Genomic DNA, 19944 nt, shown 5'->3' on the forward strand with positions numbered 1-19944 from the left:
TCTATTCAAGTATTTCCCGCACTAGACATGGTAATAAACGCAGGTTACAAATGAATTAATGCCGGGCGGTTTAGACCTGTTACTATCTTCCTATTTTTTCCTATTTGAAATATGCTCACTGAAAAATGCAAGGGTACGTTGCCAAGCATCTTTGGCGGCTTCCGGGTTGTAATTGCTCCATGTGTCGTTAAAGAAAGCGTGATTGGCATCCTCATATACCTTCACATCATGCGGTATGCCAAACTCTTTCAATTTTTTTTCAAGTTTCAAGCCCTGTTTGGCGAAAAACTGATCTTTGCTACCATAACTTGCCATCACCGGGCAAGCTTGTGCTACCGAATCCAACGGACGTGGGTTCATACCGTAGAAGGCGCTTACCGCCTTTAGTTGCTTGCTACTAACGGCGAAAGCTAGCGCATAGCCCCCACCCATGCAAAAACCGATAACTCCTAATTTTTCGGGGCTAACACCGGGTAGGTTTTTGAGCCAATTTGCTGCTTCATCCAGTGCACCCATATGGGCAGTTTTACGCGCGCTAATAATCATCCCTGCTACCGTTTTGAAAATGCAGAGTTGCCGTACATTCTCTTTAGAGTACAAATCAACTGCCAGCGCAACATATCCCTCACGGGCAAAGCGCCGGGCAATATCACGAATGTTTTCATTCAAGCCGAAAATCTCATGAATAATCAAAACACTGGGTAGGTTTTCGCCGCTTTTTGGGTGCGCCAGATAAGCCGCATAAACTCCAGCTTTTACCTCTTCAGTAATCAGTTCTTCCTGTTCGTGCATACAGTTTGCCTCTATATTGAACTAAAATTGTCAAAAGTTAGTTGTTGATTATTGTACCAGAGATAAGAAGTAGTGTTGAAATAGTATGAGCTAAATATAACCAGCCTCAATTGTGCTATACTTATGGTCGGTTGAAGAATAAAACAGAATTCAGAATATGTCAGTATTAAACGCATACAAACTTAGCAAATCCTACAATATTTATCCTGTCTTTAAAGACGTCACCTTTCAGGTTAACGAGGGCGAGAAAGTCGCGCTGGTTGGGGTGAACGGCGCAGGAAAAAGCACCCTTCTGCATATCATTGCCGGGCAGGAAAGTGCGGATTCCGGGGAGATCGTGACCCGGCGCGGGTTTCGCATTGCCTATCTTCCCCAAGAGGCCACCTTTGAAAGCGAAAAGACTCTATATGCCGAAATGCTGGAGTCTTTTGACTCTTTGCGTGCCGATCAGTTAGAGATAGCCAGCCTCGAAGAGCAGATGACTGCCAGTACCGAACATAGCGGAGAGCAATGGGAAGTTCTGCTGGAGCGCTATGGTGAATTGACGCATCGCTTTGAAATGGGCGGTGGTTACGATTATGAGGTACAGATTGAGCAGGTGCTAACCGGGCTGAATTTCCCGCGTCCGATGTGGCAACAAGCTGCCACTCGTTTCAGCGGTGGACAAAAAACCCGGGCAGCGTTGGCAAAAGCGCTACTCTCTACCCCCGATTTACTACTGCTGGATGAGCCTACTAACCATCTCGACCTTAAAACGTTGGAATGGCTGGAAAACTTCCTTTCTAGCTGGAACGGCACGCTCATTGTAATCAGCCACGACCGCTATTTTCTGGATAGGGTAGTCACGCGGGTATTAGACCTAAGCTTCGGAGTGGTTGAAGATTATCCCGGTAATTATAGCAAGTACCTTTCCTTGCGCGCCGACCGCATAGAACGGCGAGTGGCGGAATACGAGGCGCAGCAAGAGCATATTGCTAAAACCGAAGATTTTATCCGGCGCTACAAAGCCGGGCAGCGTTACCGACAAGCACGTGGGCGGCAAAAGCAATTGGATCGTTTGGCTCGATTAGCGCGTCCCAAAGAGCGAGACAAGTTGCATATTGCCTTGCAAACCGAGTTGCGCAGTGGACGTTTGGTGATGGCAACCGAAGAGCTTGAAATCGGTTATCGAGATAAGCAAGGCGCACATTCGCTGTTCAAAGCTCCAGACCTTGAGGTGCAAAGAGCGGAACGCATCGCTATTATCGGTTCTAACGGTAGCGGAAAAACCACTTTTCTGAAGAATATTATGGGTGAGACAACCCCGCTTAACGGGTTGGTGGAACTGGGAACTAACGTGCGGGTGGGCTATTACGCCCAATCGCACGAAGGCTTGAATTTCAAAAATACGGTGCTGGAAGAAATACTTTGGGCAGCGCCGATGAGTGAAGGCGAAGCACGAAATTATCTAGGGCGCTTTCTGTTCAGCGGTGATGACGTATTCAAGAAGGTTTCTTCTCTGTCGGGCGGTGAGCGCAGTCGGGTATCGTTGGCAAAATTAACGCTGACCAAAGCTAATTTCCTGATTCTTGATGAGCCAACCAACCATTTGGACATTAATGCGCGTGAGGCTCTAGAAGAGCTTTTGAGCGAATACAATGGCACGATCTTATTTGTTTCTCACGACCGTTACTTTATTGATGCGTTGGCAACTCAGGTTTGGGCTATTGAGGAAGGTGAACTCAACTCGTATCTGGGCAATTACAGCGATTTCCAAGAATGGAAAGCTCGCAAACGCGCGGAACTAGAAAATAAACGAGAGCAGCCAAAAGTGGTAAAAACCGTAACTCCTGCTCAAAACGGCAAATCTTCTAGTGATAAAGAAGAGCGGCAACGCCTACGCAAAGTCACAGAATTAGAAGAGTCGATAGCAAAACTGGAAAAACGGCTTAATGAAATCAGCGAGGAATTGACCACTGCCAGTTCTCGCCAAGATTTAGAGGCAATTTCGCGGCTGAGTAAGGAATACGAAACTGCCAGCGCGGAGCTTGATCGTCTTTTCAAAGAATGGGGCGTATTGGCAGGCTGAATTACAAATAAACTGAATAAGGGGGAACCTATTAAAAATGGCTTACCAGTTTGTATTATTCGATCGCAGCGAGGGTGTCGGGTTAGTGACTTTGAATCGCCCCGAACAGCTTAACGCCTTTACGCTCCAGATGCTGGAAGAGCTACTTAATGTGTTCAAAGGAATGGAACGCGACCCGGAAGTGCGCGCGATTATCCTCACAGGTGCAGGCAAGGCTTTTTGCGGCGGCGAGGATTTCAAGGCACGCGCCCAACAAGAAACGCAAGCGTTTGAATCTGCTCCTGCCCCTGTAGCTCCTCCCGCTTATTCCTATAATCCCCAACCAATAGTGCCTCCTTTGCCGGTAACGAATCCCGATTACACGCCGCTAAATCCGGGACCTCCACCGTCTTTTCAGCGCAGTGAGCCGCAAGACCCCTTTGCTCCTGTTTACAGCCAGAATCCTGCTCCAAAAGCTCCTGAAACTGCGGTTTCAACCCGTCCGAATTCAATGCATGATTTGATTCGCCGTTCTTATTCGCCGCTTTTACTACAAATCCGGCGCATCCGTAAGCCTGTAATCGCGGCGATTAATGGTGTGGCAGCCGGAACCGGTTTTGGTTTGGCATTAGCTTGCGATGTGCGCTATGCCAGCGATAACGCCCGTTTTCTGGAGGTTTCCACGCGCGTGGGTTTAATGCCCGGTGGGGGGTTAGCCTATCTCTTGCCGCGTCTTATCGGTACTAGTCGCGCGATGGAACTAGCTTTTGCAGGGGAAGAAATGACCGCAGGAGAGGCGCGCGATTTGGGATTAGTCAGTAAAGTAGTTACGCCCGAATCCTTGCTGGATGAAGCCCGTAAGTTGGCTTTGCGCCTTGCCAAAGGCCCGACTCGTTCGATTGGGCTGACAAAAGCCCTTATGAATGAGTCCTCACAACTGAGCTTTGAACAGGCGCTTAACATGGAAGCGCAATTGATGGAAGAATCATCTCGAACGCAGGATTACAGGGAAGGTTTAAAAGCATTTTTGGAAAAACGTGCGCCCAACTTCAAAGGAAGCTAACCTGCCCAAATAGAAACAACACGCCCCTTCTGCCGTATATTCTGGTAGTAGGGGTTTTTAAATTATTGTAGTTGTTACAAACATTTTATGTGTAAAAGTTAATATCACTACAGTTATACCTATAATTTATACGTCAAATACCTTAATATGGTTAAATAACTATAGGTAATTGTGCGCTGTTAGGTGTTATAATTTGAGCTATAATTTTATTAATGTGCTGGTTATCCAGAAACGTGCGAAAGAATGTCAAATATCAATCAAGATACAAGAATAAAGGTACTGCTGGTGGAAGACCATGCGGTGGTACGTGAAGGTACTGCCGAATTGCTCAACCGCCAACCAGACATGACCGTTGTAGGTGAAGCAGGTGACGGACAAACAGCCGTCGAAATGGCGTTACGGCTGTTACCCAATGTGGTATTGATGGATGTAGGTTTACCTGTGCTGGATGGAATTGCCGCTACTCGCCAGATCAAGGCGCAACGTCCTACAATTGCTATCCTAGCTCTTACCGCACATGATGAAGACCAGTATGTATTTGCTCTTCTGGAAGCGGGTGCGGCAGGTTACTTGCTCAAGACCGTACGAAGCCATGAGTTGGTGGAAGCAGTTAGGGCGGTGAATCGGGGCGAGGCGGTTTTACACCCTACGGTGGCGAAAAAAGTATTAGGACGCTTTGCAATCAAAAACCAACCGGGGTCACTAGGCAAATCCGAACCCAACCAACCAACCGAGCATTTGACCGAACGTGAACTGGAAGTTTTAAAGCTGGCGGGGCGAGGCTTGTCCAATAAAGAAATAGCCGATAGATTGGTTTTAAGCCCGCGTACAGTCCAAGCGCATTTTGCCAATATTTTCGACAAACTGGAAGTTGGCTCACGTACCGAAGCAGTTTTACAAGGTTTGAAAAGGCGTATATTAAGTCTGTCCGACCTTGATTTGGAAGAGGGAGAGTAGTACCTATGTTGAGTATAGATCGGGATAATCGAGATCGCAAAGCAGCCCAATTGCGAGCGGTTATGCAAGTCAGCCGGAAAATTAATACCACCCTCGATCTCGAACAACTGCTGATAGAAACGGTTGATTTAATAAAAAAGACCTTTGATTTCGATGTAGTGTCAGTATATTTGCTAGATCAGTACGACCGCAATTACATTTTTCATACTGCTTGTTCTGAGGCAGATCGGGCTAATAATAATATCTGCCTACATGCCAAGCGTATGCATATCAGCCAAGGTATGGTCGGCTGGGTGGTGCGCAATGAGCAGACCCGTCTGGCGAACGATGTGAGCCGCGACCCCTATTATATTCATTGCATTGATACTCAGGCTGAACTGGATATGCCCCTTAAAGTCAACGATCGCTGTATCGGGGTTTTGAATATCGAACAACCTCATATTGATGCGTTTGACCCAGAAGATGTGCCTGTGCTGGAAATTCTGGCAGAGCAGATTGCTACCGCCATTGATAACGCCCGTTTGCACGCCCGCGCTCGCGAAGCAGCAGTGGCAGAGGAACGTAATCGCCTCGCTCGTGAACTGCACGATGATACGGTACAGGGCTTGATAGGGCTTGGGCGGCAGATTGACCTGTTACGGTGTGATCTGACCGATACCCTGAAGCCTTTATCAAGTAGCAATGAAATGGGTGATGAGAACCCGCTACCTCCTAATATTGAGAAACGACTTAATCGTTTACAGGATAGTTTAGAAGCCACTATCAGCAATCTGCGCTTATTGAGCCGCGACTTACAACCGAAGATTTTGAGCGATTTGGGTTTGATTGCAGCGTTAGAGGGTTTGGCGGGGGACATTTCACGCCATTCCGGGGTAAAGGTAAAAACTACTCTTAACGAGGATGTTGCTGGTATACTTAATCCACCCCAAGAATTAAATCTTTACCGAGTAGCCCAAGAAGCGCTATACAATATTGTGAAGCATTCAAAAGCGCAAAACGCATGCATCAAACTTACTCTGTTGGAAGATTCTATCCGGTTGGTAATTTCGGATGATGGCTGTGGTTTCGCAATTCCAGAAGATATAAACCGATTGGCAATTGGTGGTGGTTTAGGGGTTATCAACATGCGACAACGCGCCCGTGAATCCGGTGGTCATCTCAAGATTGAGAGCAAACCGGGACAGGGTACGGTACTTGATTTACAAATTTCACTGAGCAATCCCCAAAATAAATAGCAACTTGAGATTATCGCCTAGATATGCTAATATTTAGCGGTCTTGGGGAAATGTTGGAATTGGCAGACAAGCATGACTTAGGATCATGTGCCGAAAGGCGTGAGGGTTCGAGTCCCTCTTTCCCCATAATAGATAAGTTAAGGGCGTTCCGAACGTCCTTTTTTTATTTTATGGTTTCCCTTTGAACTCAAAATGACCTACCAAAACCTCACTATATCATCATCATATTATATTTCAATGATTTAACGGACTGAAATGGCTACAAGTCCGAGGCAATTATTGTAATATGTACTTGTACGAGTATAGTTCAATGATGAAACAATATATGACCGAGAGAGACAAGGAAAATGGCACATAATCTTTTTGATACTCTTCAAACCTTTGAAATCGACGGCGGGCGCGCCGGACAGTATTATTCACTGCCACAATTAGAGAAGGCAGGCGTAGGCTCTATTTCTCGCCTTCCGGTCAGTATCCGCATCGTACTTGAATCGGTGCTGCGAAATTATGACGGTCAGAAAATACTTGAAAAAGACATTTATAACCTTGCTGGCTGGAAACCCAACGCATCCCGCACCGATGAAATCCCCTTTGTAGTAGCCCGCATTGTTTTGCAGGATTTTACGGGCGTACCTTTGTTGGCTGACCTTGCTGCCATGCGGTCTGCCATACAGAAATTAAACAAAAATCCCGGCGTTATCGAACCGCTTGTGCCGGTTGATTTGGTGGTTGACCACTCAGTACAGGTTGATTTTTCTGGGGACAATGATGCGCTACGCAAGAATATGGAACTGGAATTTGAGCGCAACGCGCCACGCTATCAGTTTATGAAGTGGGGCATGCAAGCCTTTAAGAGCGTTCGTGTAGTACCGCCCGGCACGGGTATTGTGCATCAGGTAAACCTTGAATATTTGGCGCAAGGCGTTCTGGAAAATGAGGGCGTTTATTATCCTGATACGGTGGTCGGTACCGACTCACACACTACTATGATTAACGGTCTCGGTATTGTAGGTTGGGGCGTGGGTGGCATCGAAGCGGAAGCCGGGATGCTAGGGCAGCCCGTGTATTTCCTGACTCCCGATGTAGTGGGCGTAAATCTGACTGGCGCATTACGCGAAGGTATAACTGCTACTGACATGGTTTTGACCATCACCGAGACTTTGCGCAAGCACAAAGTGGTCGGCAAGTTCTGCGAATTTTTCGGCGATGGCGCATCCAGCCTGTCCCTAACCGACCGCGCTACTATCGCCAATATGGCTCCTGAATACGGCGCGACTATGGGCTTCTTCCCGGTAGATGATGAAACCATCGCCTATCTGCGAGCAACCGGGCGCAGTGATGAGCAAGTAGAAACGGTAAAGGCTTATTGCAAAGCGCAGGGTATTTACGGTTTCCCCATTAAGGGCGATATTGATTATAGCTCGGTGGTGGAAATTGATTTGGCTTCAATCGAGCCGAGCGTAGCAGGTCCCAAACGCCCGCAAGATCGGGTGCGCTTGGTCGCCCTGAAAGAGACTTTCAACAGCCTATTGGCGAAGCCTGTAGCCGAAAACGGTTATGGCAAAGCCCCTTCCGAACTTACTGCTGCCTCAGTACAAGTCAAAGAACATGATTATAGCCTCAATAATGGGGACGTGCTGATTGCGGCTATCACTTCCTGTACCAACACCTCAAATCCTGGTGTGTTACTGGCGGCGGGACTGGTAGCGAAAAAGGCGGTTGAACGCGGTTTGAGCGTTTCTCCCAAAGTCAAAACCTCAATCGCACCCGGTTCGAGGGTAGTTACCGAATATCTTAAAGCTGCCGGATTGCAGCCATACCTCGATACACTCGGCTTTAACATTGTTGCTTACGGTTGTACTACCTGTATCGGTAACTCTGGACCACTTGACCAGAATATCGAGGAAGCGGTGTTGAAGGGCGATTTGGTAACTGCCAGCGTGTTGAGCGGCAACCGCAACTTTGAAGCACGGATACATCCCAACATTAAAGCCAACTTCCTAATGAGTCCCCCGTTGGTGGTGGCTTTTGCGTTGGCAGGGCGGATAGATATCGACCTCACTACCCAGCCTGTCGGCAAGGATAAAGAGGGTAACGCGGTTTATCTGAAAGATATTTGGCCCACCAATGCCGAAGTAAAAGCTTTACTAGGCGTGGCGCGTGACCCCAAAGTTTATCGCCGACTTTACGGCAATTTTGTGGAAGAGAACGACCTGTGGATGCAAATCCCTAGCAACTCCGGCGATGTGTACGAGTGGGATCGCGAATCCACCTATATTCAAGAACCACCTTTCTTCCTGGATTTGAGCGCGGAACCGAGCGCCATAACTAATGTTACGGGTGGAAAGTCGCTGGCTATTTTCGGCGACTCAATTACTACCGACCACATCAGCCCTGCCGCCTCAATCAAAAAGAACTCACCTGCCGGTAAATATTTGCTGGAAAAGGGAGTTGCTTTTGAAGATTTCAATACCTACGGGACGCGGCGCGGTAACGACCGGGTGATGTTGCGCGGTACTTTCGCCAATGTGCGCATTAAGAACCAGATGGTTCCGGGCGTGGAAGGTGGCGTGACCATCTACCAACCGACCGGTGAGCAACTACCCATCTTCGATGCGGCGATGAAATATCTCGAAGCAGGTACTCCGCTCTTCATCTTTGCCGGGCAAGAATACGGCACAGGTAGTTCACGCGACTGGGCGGCGAAAGGCACAAGCTTACTGGGCGTGAAGGTGGTAGTAGCGGAGAGTTTCGAGCGCATCCATCGCAACAACTTGGTAGGTATGGGCGTGCTGCCTTGCCAGTTCAAGGAGGGCGTGAACGCACGTACCTTGCAACTGGACGGCACCGAATCTTACGAACTGTTGGGCTTGGAAGACCCGAATCTAAAACCACAGCAGGATGTTACGCTGGTTATTAAGCGGGCGAACGGCGAAACGTTGCAAGTGCCGGTTATTTCGCGTATTGATACCCCAATTGAACTCGAATACTACCGTCACGGTGGTATCCTGTCCTATGTATTCCGCCAGCTGGTGGCAAAAGCTTAATCTAAAAACTTTTGACGTAATAGAATGGCTCGGTTTGTGCCGAGCTATTCTCTTTTTATATGGACTATTGCACCCTTTTTAAGGGTAGAATTTAAGCAAGGGGGTCAAGGTGAGCGAACTGATTATCCGGCGCTACCGTCAAGAAGATCAGAGCGCGGTATGGGAACTGCACGTGCAAGGGTTGCAACAAATGGGGGCTTACGGCGGGGATGGTCCTTGGGATGATGATATGCGCCACATTGAGGAGCACTATTATCAAAATGAAGGTGAATTTCTGATCGGTGAATATCAAGGTAAAGTAGCAGCGATGGGGGCGTTTCGCAAAACAGGCGAGCATGAAGCCGAAATTAAGCGGATGCGTACCCATCCTGATTTTCAAGGCAAAGGCTTTGCACAGCGAATTTACGAACTGTTGGAAACAAAAGCCCGCGCGCTGGGCTACCTCCGTTTGCACTTAGATACCGGAGTGAATTTAATTCCCGCTCAGAAGCTTTACCTTAAAAACGGCTTTGTTGAAATCAAACGAGACTATGTTCACATGGGCATCCTCGCAATATTCTATGAGAAGAAACTGGGATAAGGGCAAAAAGGTGTAATTATGTATGAATTGGTAAGAGAATCGGCGGGTCGAGTACTGGAAAAAGCACGCTATATATGCTTAAATCGCCAAAAACTGGCAGATTTTGCCGCTACTATAGACCCGCGAGAGATTCAGAAGCGCTACACTTATGAGGACGACTTTCATCTACTGGAAACCGCGCACAATCCTGAACTTCAGCTTGATTATGTGATGACGGTGGACGCGATTAACTTCGGGTCGGGCTTCTCGCCACTATGGAAAGCACAATTCCCCCGCCAGCAATCGCTGTATATGACCGTAGCAAGTGGGTTGAAACGCTATGTTGAGCAAGGTGGAAAGCTGGATGCTTCCTTTGCTGCCTCAGTTACTCCTACACGTCTTGCAGAATTGTTCGGGGTTAGCGTCGATTTTCCGCTGATGGCTATGTTCGCGGAGAGCCTGAATCAGCTTGGCAATTGGGTTATGGCTGAATATGGCGGAAGCTATGCCGGATTGTTAAACAGGCTGACAGGGGAAAAACCCGCCGCCGAATTAATCGGTTTACTGGCACAAAAGCTGTCCTGTTTTGATGATAGCGCTCTTTACCACGGCGAAAAGGTTTATTTTCTGAAGCGCGCGCAGATTCTGGCAAACGACTTGTATCTGGCATTTGAAGGCAAGGGTTACGGGCGTTTCCCAGATATAGCGCACCTCACGATGTTTGCGGACAATTTAGTGCCGCATGTATTCAGAATAGAGGGCGCGTTGGAATATGACCATGATCTGCTGGCGCGTATAGAAAAAGGCGAGGCATTGGAGGCTGGTAGTCTAGAAGAAATCGAGATTCGAGCGGCAGGAATCGTTTGCGTAGAAGAGGTAACCAACTTACTTGGTAACGGGCTATTTCCGGCGATGGTGGACGTGTACCTCTGGCATTTGGGTCAAGCAGCACGTTATAAGAGTTATCTGCGCCACCTGACCCGTACCTATTTTTACTGAGCGAAAGCTTTTCGCAGTTCCGCGGCAACATCGGCATGGGCTTTGCGCGCCAAATCAATTTTGGCAGCCATACCCCAGAAACCGTGCATCACCCCTTCATAGGTTAACACTTTTGCGGGAATACCTTCCACTTTTAGTTTCTCGGCATATTTGACCCCTTCATCGTAAAGCGGGTCGTATTGTGCCAACACTATTAGTGCTGGCGGCATATCCTCAAAACCGGCAGCCGACAAAGGCGCAGCGTAAGCATTCTGCGAGTCTTCGGTGCGTCCTAGATAACTATCCCAATAAATTTTCATTGCCTCGGCAGTAAGAAAATATCCTGTTCCATGTTCTTTGTATGAAGCTGTACCGGGATAATAAAAATCCACTACCGGATAAATTAGCACTTGGTAAAAAATCGGAGGGAGGTTTCCCCGGTCGCGCGCCGCTACACAGGTGGAAGCCGCCAAGTTTCCGCCCGCACTATCGCCGCCCACCGCAATTTTGTCCGGGTCTATTCCCAAACTGGCAGCATTATCATAAACCCATTTGGTAGCATTATAGCTTTGCTCCATCGCTACCGGGAAAGGATATTCCGGTGACAAGCTATAGTCCACCGAAATGACCTTGCAGCCTGCCAAATTAGCCAAAGTGCGGCAAGGGGCTTCGTGAGTTTCAATACTGCCGAAGCGCCAGCCTCCCCCGTGGAAATAAACCAGTGCGGGCATTTTGGGTTTGTCGGCAGGGGTATATATCCGTACCTTTACATTACCACTATGGGTTGTAATGGTGCGATCCTCGATTTTGTAAATCGGCTCAGGGGGTCCTGCCATTTCAACAAAGGCGCTCAACGCATATTTACGCCCCTCTTCAGGGGTCATAAGGTAGCGCGGTGTTATACCTGAAGCGATTAACTCGTCCATCAGGGCTTTAGATTGTGGCTCCAACGGCATTCTTCTGTCTCCTCTTTTTTAGCGACCGCCTAAAACATTGATGCGGTCGGCGGAACTATTTGCCCAAAAATCATTGGTACCCGGCGCATTTTTAATAACGTAATTATAAGCGTCTATTGCTTCTTGGCGTTTATTCAATTTCTCATAAAGTTCGCCAAGATGATAAGCTGCTTCAACAAATTTCGGATTCAGTTGTAGGGCTATATTATATTCTTTTATTGCTTCGTCGGTTTGTCCTGCTGCTGCCAAACCCAGCGCATATTTATTGTGTGCCGCAACATTTTGGGGAGCGACTATTGTTGGTTCTTTCCAAGCAGATAATGCTTTTTCATTCTCGCCCATTGCCGAGAAAATATCACCCAGCACATGATACGGATTGACTTCTTTCGGCACAATCCTTATCACTTCTATCAGTTGTAGCGCGGCATCCTGCAAATCGCCCCTTTTGAAATAATAAACCCCCAAATCATAGTGGGATTGATAATCCTGCGGGTTGCGTTTTACTGCGTCGAGTAATCTGCCCAGTTTAGGGTCGGTGGTAATGGTCTGACCCGGATTGGCAGCGGCTAATGTGGGGTCAACTATGCCAGAGCGCCCTCGTGGCGTTACCTTCAGCACAGTGACACCCGGATTCTGATAGGCTACTTCTAGCAAGCCCATGTTCACCATCTTGTCGAACTTTGCGAGTCCTCCATCACTTACCAGCGGGTCGTAACAAGCCGGAACAGTGGAACGGCTTGTATCACCCGGTTCACCGGGATAACAGGCGCGGAATACTTCCGACTCGTGTTCGATAATGCCAAGATGAATATAGGTGATGTGATAATAATTCAGCAAGCCTAACGCTGTTTCAATATCTTCCGTATTGTATATCTCGTGGATGTCGCCGTCTCCACCGCCATTGCTGCTTCGTTTCCAAACCTGCGCATCATAATGCTGCTGCGATTCATGGTGGTCGTAGCCTAGCACAATTGGCAAGCCTGTATTTATTGCAATCCAGCTACCATTACCCCGATAGGGCCATATACTCGCCTGTAGCACCACCGGAGTGCCCTGTATTTTATCGTAGAACTCGTGGAGGGATTGAGCCTCGTATAACATATCAAAGGATTTGCCAAGCGTCATATTGGGCATACCCATTACTTCGCGCAACGTATCAAAATAAGCGCGTCCGTCTAGGGTCGGGTTGGGTAATGGCTTTTCCATGCGTTCGGCGATGCGGGTTGGCGTTACCAAAATTGCATAAAGCGAGCAACCGATAGCCAGCATTGTGGCTGCGCCGATCCACAGGAAGCGCATAGATAGGCGCAACTTGCCGATACGCCGCTCCACATCCGACCAGCGTGGCGCAATCCAGTTCGTCCATAACACATATATAGTGAAAGCAGAAGCCAACGCCAGCATTGTCCAAGCTTGATAATAGAACTTGAAAATTGAGTTAGCGCGTTCGCGATAGCTGTTAGCGAAATCGTCTGCTACATATACTACTTCCAATCCAGCGATTATACAAAATGCTGCCAGAATCATCAGCTTCGCGAAAAGGGTGGCAGGATTGCGGGCTTGCGCCGACTGTTCAGGGTCGGGGTCATAGGCGCGTCCGAAAATCAAGAATAAGAACGCCAAAGCCAAAAATCCCATAGTGGCAAAGCTCGCCCAGCGCGGTCCGGTGTGGGTTATGCCCGGTCCAGCAGTTTGGCAGAAAACAGACTCAAATTTGCATTCCATTGTAACCGGGAAAACCCAGGCGATAACCATTATTATGCCCGCTATCCCCAATATTATTAACCATGGCACACTATAGCGGTTATAGCTGTTTGTTTTGGTTGGAGGTTGCCTATCCGGTGAACTTCCCCCTCCCATTCCTGCTTCAAGGCTACTCCCAGAGCCAGCCATTGCAAAGGCTAGCTCGGCTCGTTGCGTTCTTAAAGTCGAGGGTTGCGATACAAAGGGGTCGTCCAGTTCTTCATCCAATTTGTAATTAGTTTTAATGTCTTTAGGTGGTTCAGACAGACGCGGATTTCCACCCCTTCTCCAACTGAGCCAGCGCCAATAGCTCCATATCGCGTAGGAAATAACGAAAAAGAAGGGCATTAACCAGAAAAAGATAATTTGTCCGAAATCGGTATAGAGGCTGGTTAGTTTAACTTCGCTGTACAACGCCTGATATTTGTTAAAGAAGTTGCTATACATCAGGAAAGCGGAATATACAATCAAGCCGGTGGTTATCCCTGCTGCTGCCAGTTCTACCAGCAGGCTCAAGGGGCGGAATCTTGGGGTTTGCTCTTCCGCCTCATTCTCGCTTACTGTTGGTTTTTGAGGTCGCCGGAAAAAGGCAAAGAACAGCGACATAAAGATAATCATAATATAGGTGGGCAAATCCCAGATATTGGTAGCCCCGATCAAGCCGATTACTACCGCAAACAGTAAAGGTATCAGCAGTGTCCCATCCAACGCATACCAGAGCCGTTTTATGAGCCGTATAGGCGGAGGATAGCCGGTATCGTCGTAGCCTGCCCAATTAGCCGAAATTAGGTTCAAAGCCAAAGCCAACAGCAATAGGGTAAAGGGCAGCGCAATAAGGTGTGCGTGTAAGTCAGCATATAAGAAGCTGAAATAGGGGAACTCGTTGATGGTATCTGGAATAACCCTCGTGCTGCGGAAATAATCATAAGCGCGTAATTGCTCTGCTCGTACCGGGTAAATATTGAGGGCATTGATAAGTTCGGCAAAGGCGCGATTATGCTGTAAAAGCTGCACCAGCCCATCAATATTTGCCGCAATTGCCAGCGCAAATGCCCCGAATATACCAGCCCACATCGGTCCGGCTTTGCTTAAATCATCCGGAGAAATTTCTCGTGGGTGGATTTCAGCCTTTCCACGTAACTTTGAATCGCTTGCCCAGTTATCGCCCAAATACCGCGCTCGCCGCGCTCGCCATTGCTGGTAGATACGCGCAAGGTTAAAGGAGATGGAGAAGCCACCTGATAGTACAAAAGCGTATAACAGAGGGATTGCCAAATTAAAGGCGATGGCGGTTTGGATTCCGGTGAGCTTGACCCATGTGGAAACTACATATTGCCCGTAATAGTAATAATTCATGTAGCCGTCGCTAAACCACGGGTCGTAGGGTGGCAGATACGCGCTGCGCACTATTGCGTTGAGTTGCGCAAACTCCATCGGCTTCTCACCCCCAAAATAGGGATGCCACAAGTCGGGGTTGCCTAGCCTTATCAGCACAAAGGCTACGAACCCAAGCAGGAAAATACCTTCCTCAATTATTATCAGGGTGCGATTGTGTTTCCAAAAGTAGGCTAACTCTTCGCGATAACGCCACCATAGCCACCCACTGATTACCACTGCCACTGCTAGGCACATGTAAACGGTGGCGATGGTGTATTGGTACAGGCGTGTTGCTACTACTAGGAAAATAATCAGCGCCACTAACGCCGCCCCGATAGGTTTCGCCAGAATGTAACCCTTGTCGGGCAAGCGACGGAAAGAGCGTAACGCTAACGGTAACCCTATTAGACCCAACACTTGTGCCATTACGAACCAGATAATTACCGCTAGCCATTGCTGCTCGTTGGCAAGCTGATTCCAGCCGTTATCATTGACTTCAGGTTGGCGATCTACAGGTTTATCCAGCAACAGGCTTTTGCCGCTATCTACTCGCTGCGCTTCACCCGTACTCTGCAAAACGCCATCGTTCTGCTTCGCCGGAATAACCGGCAAGTCACCCTTGGCGGGATAACGTTTGGGAACCCACGGCGCATTAATAGAAGGAGCAAAAAGGTTGCGATATTCTACTTCGGATAACTGATCTTTTTTCTTGAAAATATATACTTTTGGATGATCATAGACTGAAAAGCTCTCATCGGCGGTATCGTCATTAATTTGCCATCCGACCAGTGGTACGGTGGGATAGTTAGAAACCTTTTTAACCAGTTGAAAACCCAAATCCCCCTTGAAAAGCATTTCGTAAAGTTGGGTAGTAACGGGATAACGCCACGGCAATTTTGGGATGGTGGCATATAGGCGGTTGCTGGATAAGACGATATAATCGGTGTTGCTTAATTTGTCTGACCAATATTGCGTCATTTCATCGTTAGGACGATCTTCGTAGCTATTCCAGTCGGTGTACTGGTATTGCTCTCGGTATTTTGCTTGATCGGGCAGTGTAACCGGCAATGATTCATCCCACGCTTCACTGCTTAACCGCGCGTCTGCCGGTATATTTTGATAAATCCATTCGCTGGCAGTTACTCGGCTGTGCTCTTGCCCGTAAATCTGAGAAAAGCTTATCGCCCACACCAAGCCCCAACCCATTATAAATACGCCCAGCCCTACCACCAAAAATTTCCGCAGCTTGTAGAGCGTAGCCGTGTTGCTGTTGTGCGCCAGAAGATACAGGGAAACCAGCAGACGGGCTGCTAACACTAGCGCAATTGGCGTAATCGGTAGCAAATAGCGATTGAATTTGGCTTCGCCCGTAAAAGTGATTAGCATGTAGGGTACGAGCCAGCAATAAAGCAGGATTTCCGCTTTGAGCCTGTACCATACCGCGTGATAAAGCCCGTAAGCCAACGCCGCTACCGCCAGCACCCCAAGCGGGATACTCAAGCCCCATTGTATCCAATTACCGAACTGGTATAAGAATGGAATAGTGCCGACATATTGGCGGGTATAGGGATAATCTGAAATGCCTCGCGCCATTCCGTTTTCCGCCATTACCCGATCAAACCAAGCGGTGAAATCGAGGAAAGCGTAGGGCATGGCGACAAACCAAACTATGAGCGTAGCTAAGCCGCTCAGGATTAGGTTTACCAGTGTTCTGAGAACAAGGCGCGGACCTAACCCAACTTTCCCAAAACGTTCTTCTCCGGGTTGCCCGCTTAACTTGGGTTTTCCGGCAAATTCGCCGCTGTGTTGCGCTTTTCCGTAAAGTCCATAGAGCAATGCCGCCCCTACCAGCACCAAGCCCAGTGGTAGCGCACTAACCTTGCACGCTAGAGCCAAACCGAAAGCCGCTCCCATTCTTATCGCGCTCCAGCGTGAACCGCTGCGCATGTGTCCGATAGCGACGAAAACAGCCAGCGTTACAAAAAAGGTAAGGGCTACATCAAAGGTTAGGTAGTGAGCAAGCTGTATATCCAGTACCGAAACCGCCAGAAAAGCGGACGCGCTCAAGCCGATTGCTGTACCAGCCTTGCGCCCCAAGCTAGGCGAAAAGGCGCGTCTGCCTAGGAAGAAAGCCAGTAACACTGTTCCCAAGCTGAACACGACAGAGAGAAACCGCCCTACCAGATACAAATTGGCGTATGCGTTCCATTGTGAACCAAAAATAGAAGCGGCTACCCAGCTTGAAAACTTGATGAGGTACATCGGGAACGAACCGTAGGCGAAAAAGTGCGGGTTTAAGGGGCTAAAAGCGGCGTTCCAGAAATTAATTGCTTTGTCGGGAACTGGTTGATCCGGTGGTACTACGTTAGTAGGTAGCGCATATTGCTTGCCTTGTATTTTGGCTGCCGTGAAAAGTTTTGTTTCTTCCTCGGTAGCGGGGCGTAGGTTTGCTGCATCATTGGGGATAAAAAATTGCAAACCCCCGGGCGGGAAACTCACCGAAGCGCGGGTCTGTCCCAGATTGTCAAAGCCGCCGCTGGTTTGAACCGTCATCAGGTTCATTACGCCCTGACCGTTCGATTGCCAAATTATTGCCCGTTCATCGGGATGGAAATACTGTCCTTGATCCCAATCTAGACTCTGTAAGCGGAAACCACCCGCTACCAGCAAGATTATGAGCAGAAGACCCCAGACCAGTATATCGCCGCGTTTGTTTTGCCAGAAGTTGTTCATTTAATAGAGGTGTAGAGTTAATATTTGAATTGGTAGTGAGGCACGCGCCTCTAACTATATATTGAGAACGACATGCCAGCGATTAATGTTTCTTGATATTCTATACTACAACGGTGCACTCGGCAATTAAGGCTAAACAAAATAGGTTGCTGGGGAGAAGAGCAAGTCCGAATAGGGCTATAATCAAATTTACTGGTTTGTTTTGACTTAATTAAAAGTCTAAATACATTATTTAGACGTTGACTTTACTTGACAATAACATGTATAATAGTACAGAACTTGTCATAACAAAAATTAGCTCTAGACTATTTGTGCGTCTCTTCCTGTGGGGCGGTATATACCGCGTTGAATGCCAAAACCGGGAGTGGCTATGAAACCTGAAACACTTGCCTATCGCGTGCTAGTGATTTTCACATTATTTGTCGTATTGTTGAGCACTGGCGCATGCAGTGATAATACCCCAAGTCAAACTCAAAATGACTCTGCTTATATACAGGCTCAAGTAACACCAACCAGTGCGGTTAGGTTGATTGGTACTGCCGGTATAACCACTACGGTGGGTCGTATCAATCCTACCCCAACCGAAATACCGTTAATATTGCCTACGCCCACAGAAGTAGGGGCGGGTACTCCTGTTGCAACCAATGTTTTGGTCGCGCCGGCAACTAGCACACCTTTCCCGACTCCTACGCCGACTCCTGCCCCGCCTCCGCCCACGCCCACGCCCGCGCCAACACCAACACCTGCACCATTAATAAATGTAGTGGGTTTGGTACAACAAGAATTCCCCGGTTTTACCGATATAAGACGCGGCTTTGAGTATCCTATAACCAACCAGTGCATCCGTAACGCTTTCCTGAATCCGGCAGCGGTTGCTAAAACTGCGGTGCCCTATGACTTTGGTGCTCAGGCAACCCGCGCCGAGGAGAAGGCTTGGTTTGATGCGACGGTAAGTCAATACATTCGCACCCCTACTAATACTTACATCCAGCTAACCATTAATATCACCGGGGCTAATGCCTATGCTACTTCTCAGGTTGAGTTTCAGCCTGATCTAGTGTTGTTTTGGAGCGTAACGAATAATCTAACCATTCAAATGCTCGATCCTAATACCGACCCGGCAATTTATCAGCGCGCTTATGAAGAATCGCTTAACCTTTACGTGAACCGCATGCTGAAAGATACCAGAGCGCGGATTATCATCGGTAATGCACCGGATGTAACCTCGATGTGGTACTTCAAGCCTTGCTTCACTTCCGAAGTATTACGCAAGGTTCAGCAAGACTACAATAATATCATTGCCAATGTGGCAAAGAAAAACCCGACCCGTGTATTTGTAGCTGACCTTTCCAATATTGAACTTGGGAAGTATGCACAATATATTTCTGACGAAGACGGTTTCTGGTTTACCGTAGCAGGGCATCGCGAGGTAGCCAAAGTGTTTGGTGATATCATCAATAAAAAGTTGGGAATAACCACTCCGGTTAAACCACCTTCGCTTTATTATCCCGGTAGCCCGGTAGCAGGTACAACCGCTGCTGGTGGTACCTCGGGTACAGTCGCCCCTACTACGGGCGCTACTACTCCTGCTGCGCCTCGCTAAACGGCGCATCGGTTATTGAAAATATGTTAACATGGAACGGTGTGAGCGTAATTCTCTCATCGTTCTTTGTTTTTTTAGCCTAAAGAGGTGTCCTGATGAATATGGAAGGTTTCTTTTTAAACGACGAACCCCCCAACCCCGGCGAAACTCTGGGTAAGTTGCATGAGAAAATCGACCCATTTTTCGAAACTCTGGCTGAAAATGTAAAAGGTTCACATATCGGTGGGCGTGCGTTGGTGTTGGATGTGTTGCTTAAGCCAAAGCCAGCCCTGATTAAAGACGGTTTTGCGGATATAGTAGTTGGTGTAACTTTCCGCGACCCGCTTTATGGCGCGGGGGCAGCCCGTGACTTGCCGCGCAAAGGTAAAGAATTGATTGACTACGCCCATACCCGTTTCGGACAATATGGCGCGTTGCCGCTCCTGCTAGTCTATCCCGGTTTCTTTTCACATATGCGCAATGAGCAAAAGCAACGACTTGGCGAAGCCACCGGATTTTTCGAGCGATTAATGGCTCAGTTCAATGTAGGGGAACTCAAACCCGAAGCTAAGAATCTGGTGCTAACTTTCGGAGGTACGCGCTATTGGGATTCGGTGTTTGGTGTTAATTCCGAGCGCAGTTATCATTTTACACCCTTGATATTCTGAGTAATAGCCTCGAAAAGTAGTATTCGGCTAAAGTCATAGTTGACAACTTAAGGATTTGAGAGAGGTCAAGAAAAAAAGAGAGGAACGGAAGCAAAAAGAGTCGATAGCGGTTAAAATACCGCAATGAGTTAATCAACAAAATGAAAAAGGCTAAAAATAGTGAGGTGCGGCTATCGCATTGGATCCAACCAACCGAGTGTTAAATGA

12 protein-coding genes and 1 tRNA gene are annotated in these 19944 nt (G+C 48.1%); 10 read left to right on the plus strand and 3 right to left on the minus strand.

Going from position 1 to position 19944, the window contains the following annotated elements:
- Window positions 1–90: 90 nt before the first annotated feature.
- A complete protein-coding gene (locus OZ401_RS02585; RefSeq protein ID WP_341469154.1) occupies window positions 91–792 on the minus strand; it encodes a dienelactone hydrolase family protein in 702 nt (233 codons plus the stop codon).
- Window positions 793–949: 157 nt separating this feature from the next.
- Between OZ401_RS02585 and OZ401_RS02590 the strand changes: the two genes are divergently transcribed.
- From OZ401_RS02590 to OZ401_RS02625, 8 genes are all read left to right on the plus strand, one after another.
- The gene (locus OZ401_RS02590) at window positions 950–2860 is read left to right on the plus strand and encodes an ABC-F family ATP-binding cassette domain-containing protein (RefSeq protein ID WP_341469155.1); all 1911 of its coding nucleotides are present in this window, start codon (window positions 950–952) and stop codon (window positions 2858–2860) included.
- A gap of 37 nt (window positions 2861–2897) precedes the next feature.
- A complete protein-coding gene (locus tag OZ401_RS02595; protein ID WP_341469156.1) occupies window positions 2898–3902 on the plus strand; it encodes an enoyl-CoA hydratase/isomerase family protein in 1005 nt (334 codons plus the stop codon).
- A 243-nt stretch (window positions 3903–4145) separates the two neighbouring features.
- Window positions 4146–4859 (plus strand): response regulator transcription factor, encoded by a 714-nt coding sequence (locus OZ401_RS02600; protein ID WP_341469157.1) that lies wholly within the window; start codon window positions 4146–4148, stop codon window positions 4857–4859.
- 5 nt (window positions 4860–4864) lie between these two features.
- Entirely contained in the window at window positions 4865–6094 is a 1230-nt protein-coding gene (locus OZ401_RS02605) for a GAF domain-containing sensor histidine kinase (protein ID WP_341469158.1), read from the plus strand.
- 44 nt (window positions 6095–6138) lie between these two features.
- A tRNA-Leu gene (locus OZ401_RS02610) sits at window positions 6139–6220 on the plus strand.
- Window positions 6221–6441: 221 nt separating this feature from the next.
- Window positions 6442–9141 carry an aconitate hydratase AcnA gene (gene acnA, locus OZ401_RS02615; RefSeq protein ID WP_341469159.1) on the plus strand — a complete coding sequence of 900 codons (2700 nt, stop codon included), beginning with the start codon at window positions 6442–6444 and terminating at the stop codon, window positions 9139–9141.
- A 109-nt stretch (window positions 9142–9250) separates the two neighbouring features.
- Window positions 9251–9721, plus strand: coding sequence for a GNAT family N-acetyltransferase (locus OZ401_RS02620; RefSeq protein ID WP_341469160.1), 471 nt, complete (start codon window positions 9251–9253; stop codon window positions 9719–9721).
- An 18-nt stretch (window positions 9722–9739) separates the two neighbouring features.
- Entirely contained in the window at window positions 9740–10699 is a 960-nt protein-coding gene (locus OZ401_RS02625; RefSeq protein WP_341469161.1) for a queuosine salvage family protein, read from the plus strand.
- Here the strand turns inward: OZ401_RS02625 and OZ401_RS02630 are convergent.
- Window positions 10693–11634, minus strand: a complete 942-nt coding sequence (locus OZ401_RS02630; protein WP_341469162.1) for an alpha/beta hydrolase — start codon at window positions 11632–11634, stop codon at window positions 10693–10695. The two genes, OZ401_RS02625 and OZ401_RS02630, sit on opposite strands and share 7 nt — an antisense overlap.
- An 18-nt stretch (window positions 11635–11652) precedes the next feature.
- Window positions 11653–17487 carry a DUF2298 domain-containing protein gene (locus OZ401_RS02635; RefSeq protein WP_341469163.1) on the minus strand — a complete coding sequence of 1945 codons (5835 nt, stop codon included), beginning with the start codon at window positions 17485–17487 and terminating at the stop codon, window positions 11653–11655.
- A 370-nt stretch (window positions 17488–17857) separates the two neighbouring features.
- Between OZ401_RS02635 and OZ401_RS02640 the strand changes: the two genes are divergently transcribed.
- Window positions 17858–19090 carry an SGNH/GDSL hydrolase family protein gene (locus tag OZ401_RS02640; RefSeq protein WP_341469164.1) on the plus strand — a complete coding sequence of 411 codons (1233 nt, stop codon included), beginning with the start codon at window positions 17858–17860 and terminating at the stop codon, window positions 19088–19090.
- Between the two features lie 95 nt (window positions 19091–19185).
- Window positions 19186–19737: a hypothetical protein gene (locus tag OZ401_RS02645; RefSeq protein WP_341469165.1), complete on the plus strand. Its 552-nt coding sequence runs from the start codon at window positions 19186–19188 to the stop codon at window positions 19735–19737.
- Window positions 19738–19944: the final 207 nt, after the last annotated feature.

The organism is Candidatus Chlorohelix allophototropha, assembly GCF_030389965.1.
Lineage (GTDB): Bacteria > Chloroflexota > Chloroflexia > Chloroheliales > Chloroheliaceae > Chlorohelix > Chlorohelix allophototropha.

What these genes read in the sequence shown, in the direction of transcription:
- OZ401_RS02605 (WP_341469158.1), top strand. Translation starts at nt 4,865, where the DNA reads ATGTTGAGTATAGATCGGGATAATCGAGATCGCAAAGCAGCCCAATTG.
- OZ401_RS02640 (WP_341469164.1), top strand. Translation starts at nt 17,858, where the DNA reads ATGAAACCTGAAACACTTGCCTATCGCGTGCTAGTGATTTTCACATTA.
- OZ401_RS02635 (WP_341469163.1), bottom strand. Translation starts at nt 17,487, where the DNA reads ATGAACAACTTCTGGCAAAACAAACGCGGCGATATACTGGTCTGGGGT.
- OZ401_RS02590 (WP_341469155.1), top strand. Translation starts at nt 950, where the DNA reads ATGTCAGTATTAAACGCATACAAACTTAGCAAATCCTACAATATTTAT.
- OZ401_RS02585 (WP_341469154.1), bottom strand. Translation starts at nt 792, where the DNA reads ATGCACGAACAGGAAGAACTGATTACTGAAGAGGTAAAAGCTGGAGTT.
- acnA (WP_341469159.1), top strand. Translation starts at nt 6,442, where the DNA reads ATGGCACATAATCTTTTTGATACTCTTCAAACCTTTGAAATCGACGGC.
- OZ401_RS02630 (WP_341469162.1), bottom strand. Translation starts at nt 11,634, where the DNA reads ATGCCGTTGGAGCCACAATCTAAAGCCCTGATGGACGAGTTAATCGCT.
- OZ401_RS02595 (WP_341469156.1), top strand. Translation starts at nt 2,898, where the DNA reads ATGGCTTACCAGTTTGTATTATTCGATCGCAGCGAGGGTGTCGGGTTA.
- OZ401_RS02625 (WP_341469161.1), top strand. Translation starts at nt 9,740, where the DNA reads ATGTATGAATTGGTAAGAGAATCGGCGGGTCGAGTACTGGAAAAAGCA.
- OZ401_RS02600 (WP_341469157.1), top strand. Translation starts at nt 4,146, where the DNA reads ATGTCAAATATCAATCAAGATACAAGAATAAAGGTACTGCTGGTGGAA.
- OZ401_RS02645 (WP_341469165.1), top strand. Translation starts at nt 19,186, where the DNA reads ATGAATATGGAAGGTTTCTTTTTAAACGACGAACCCCCCAACCCCGGC.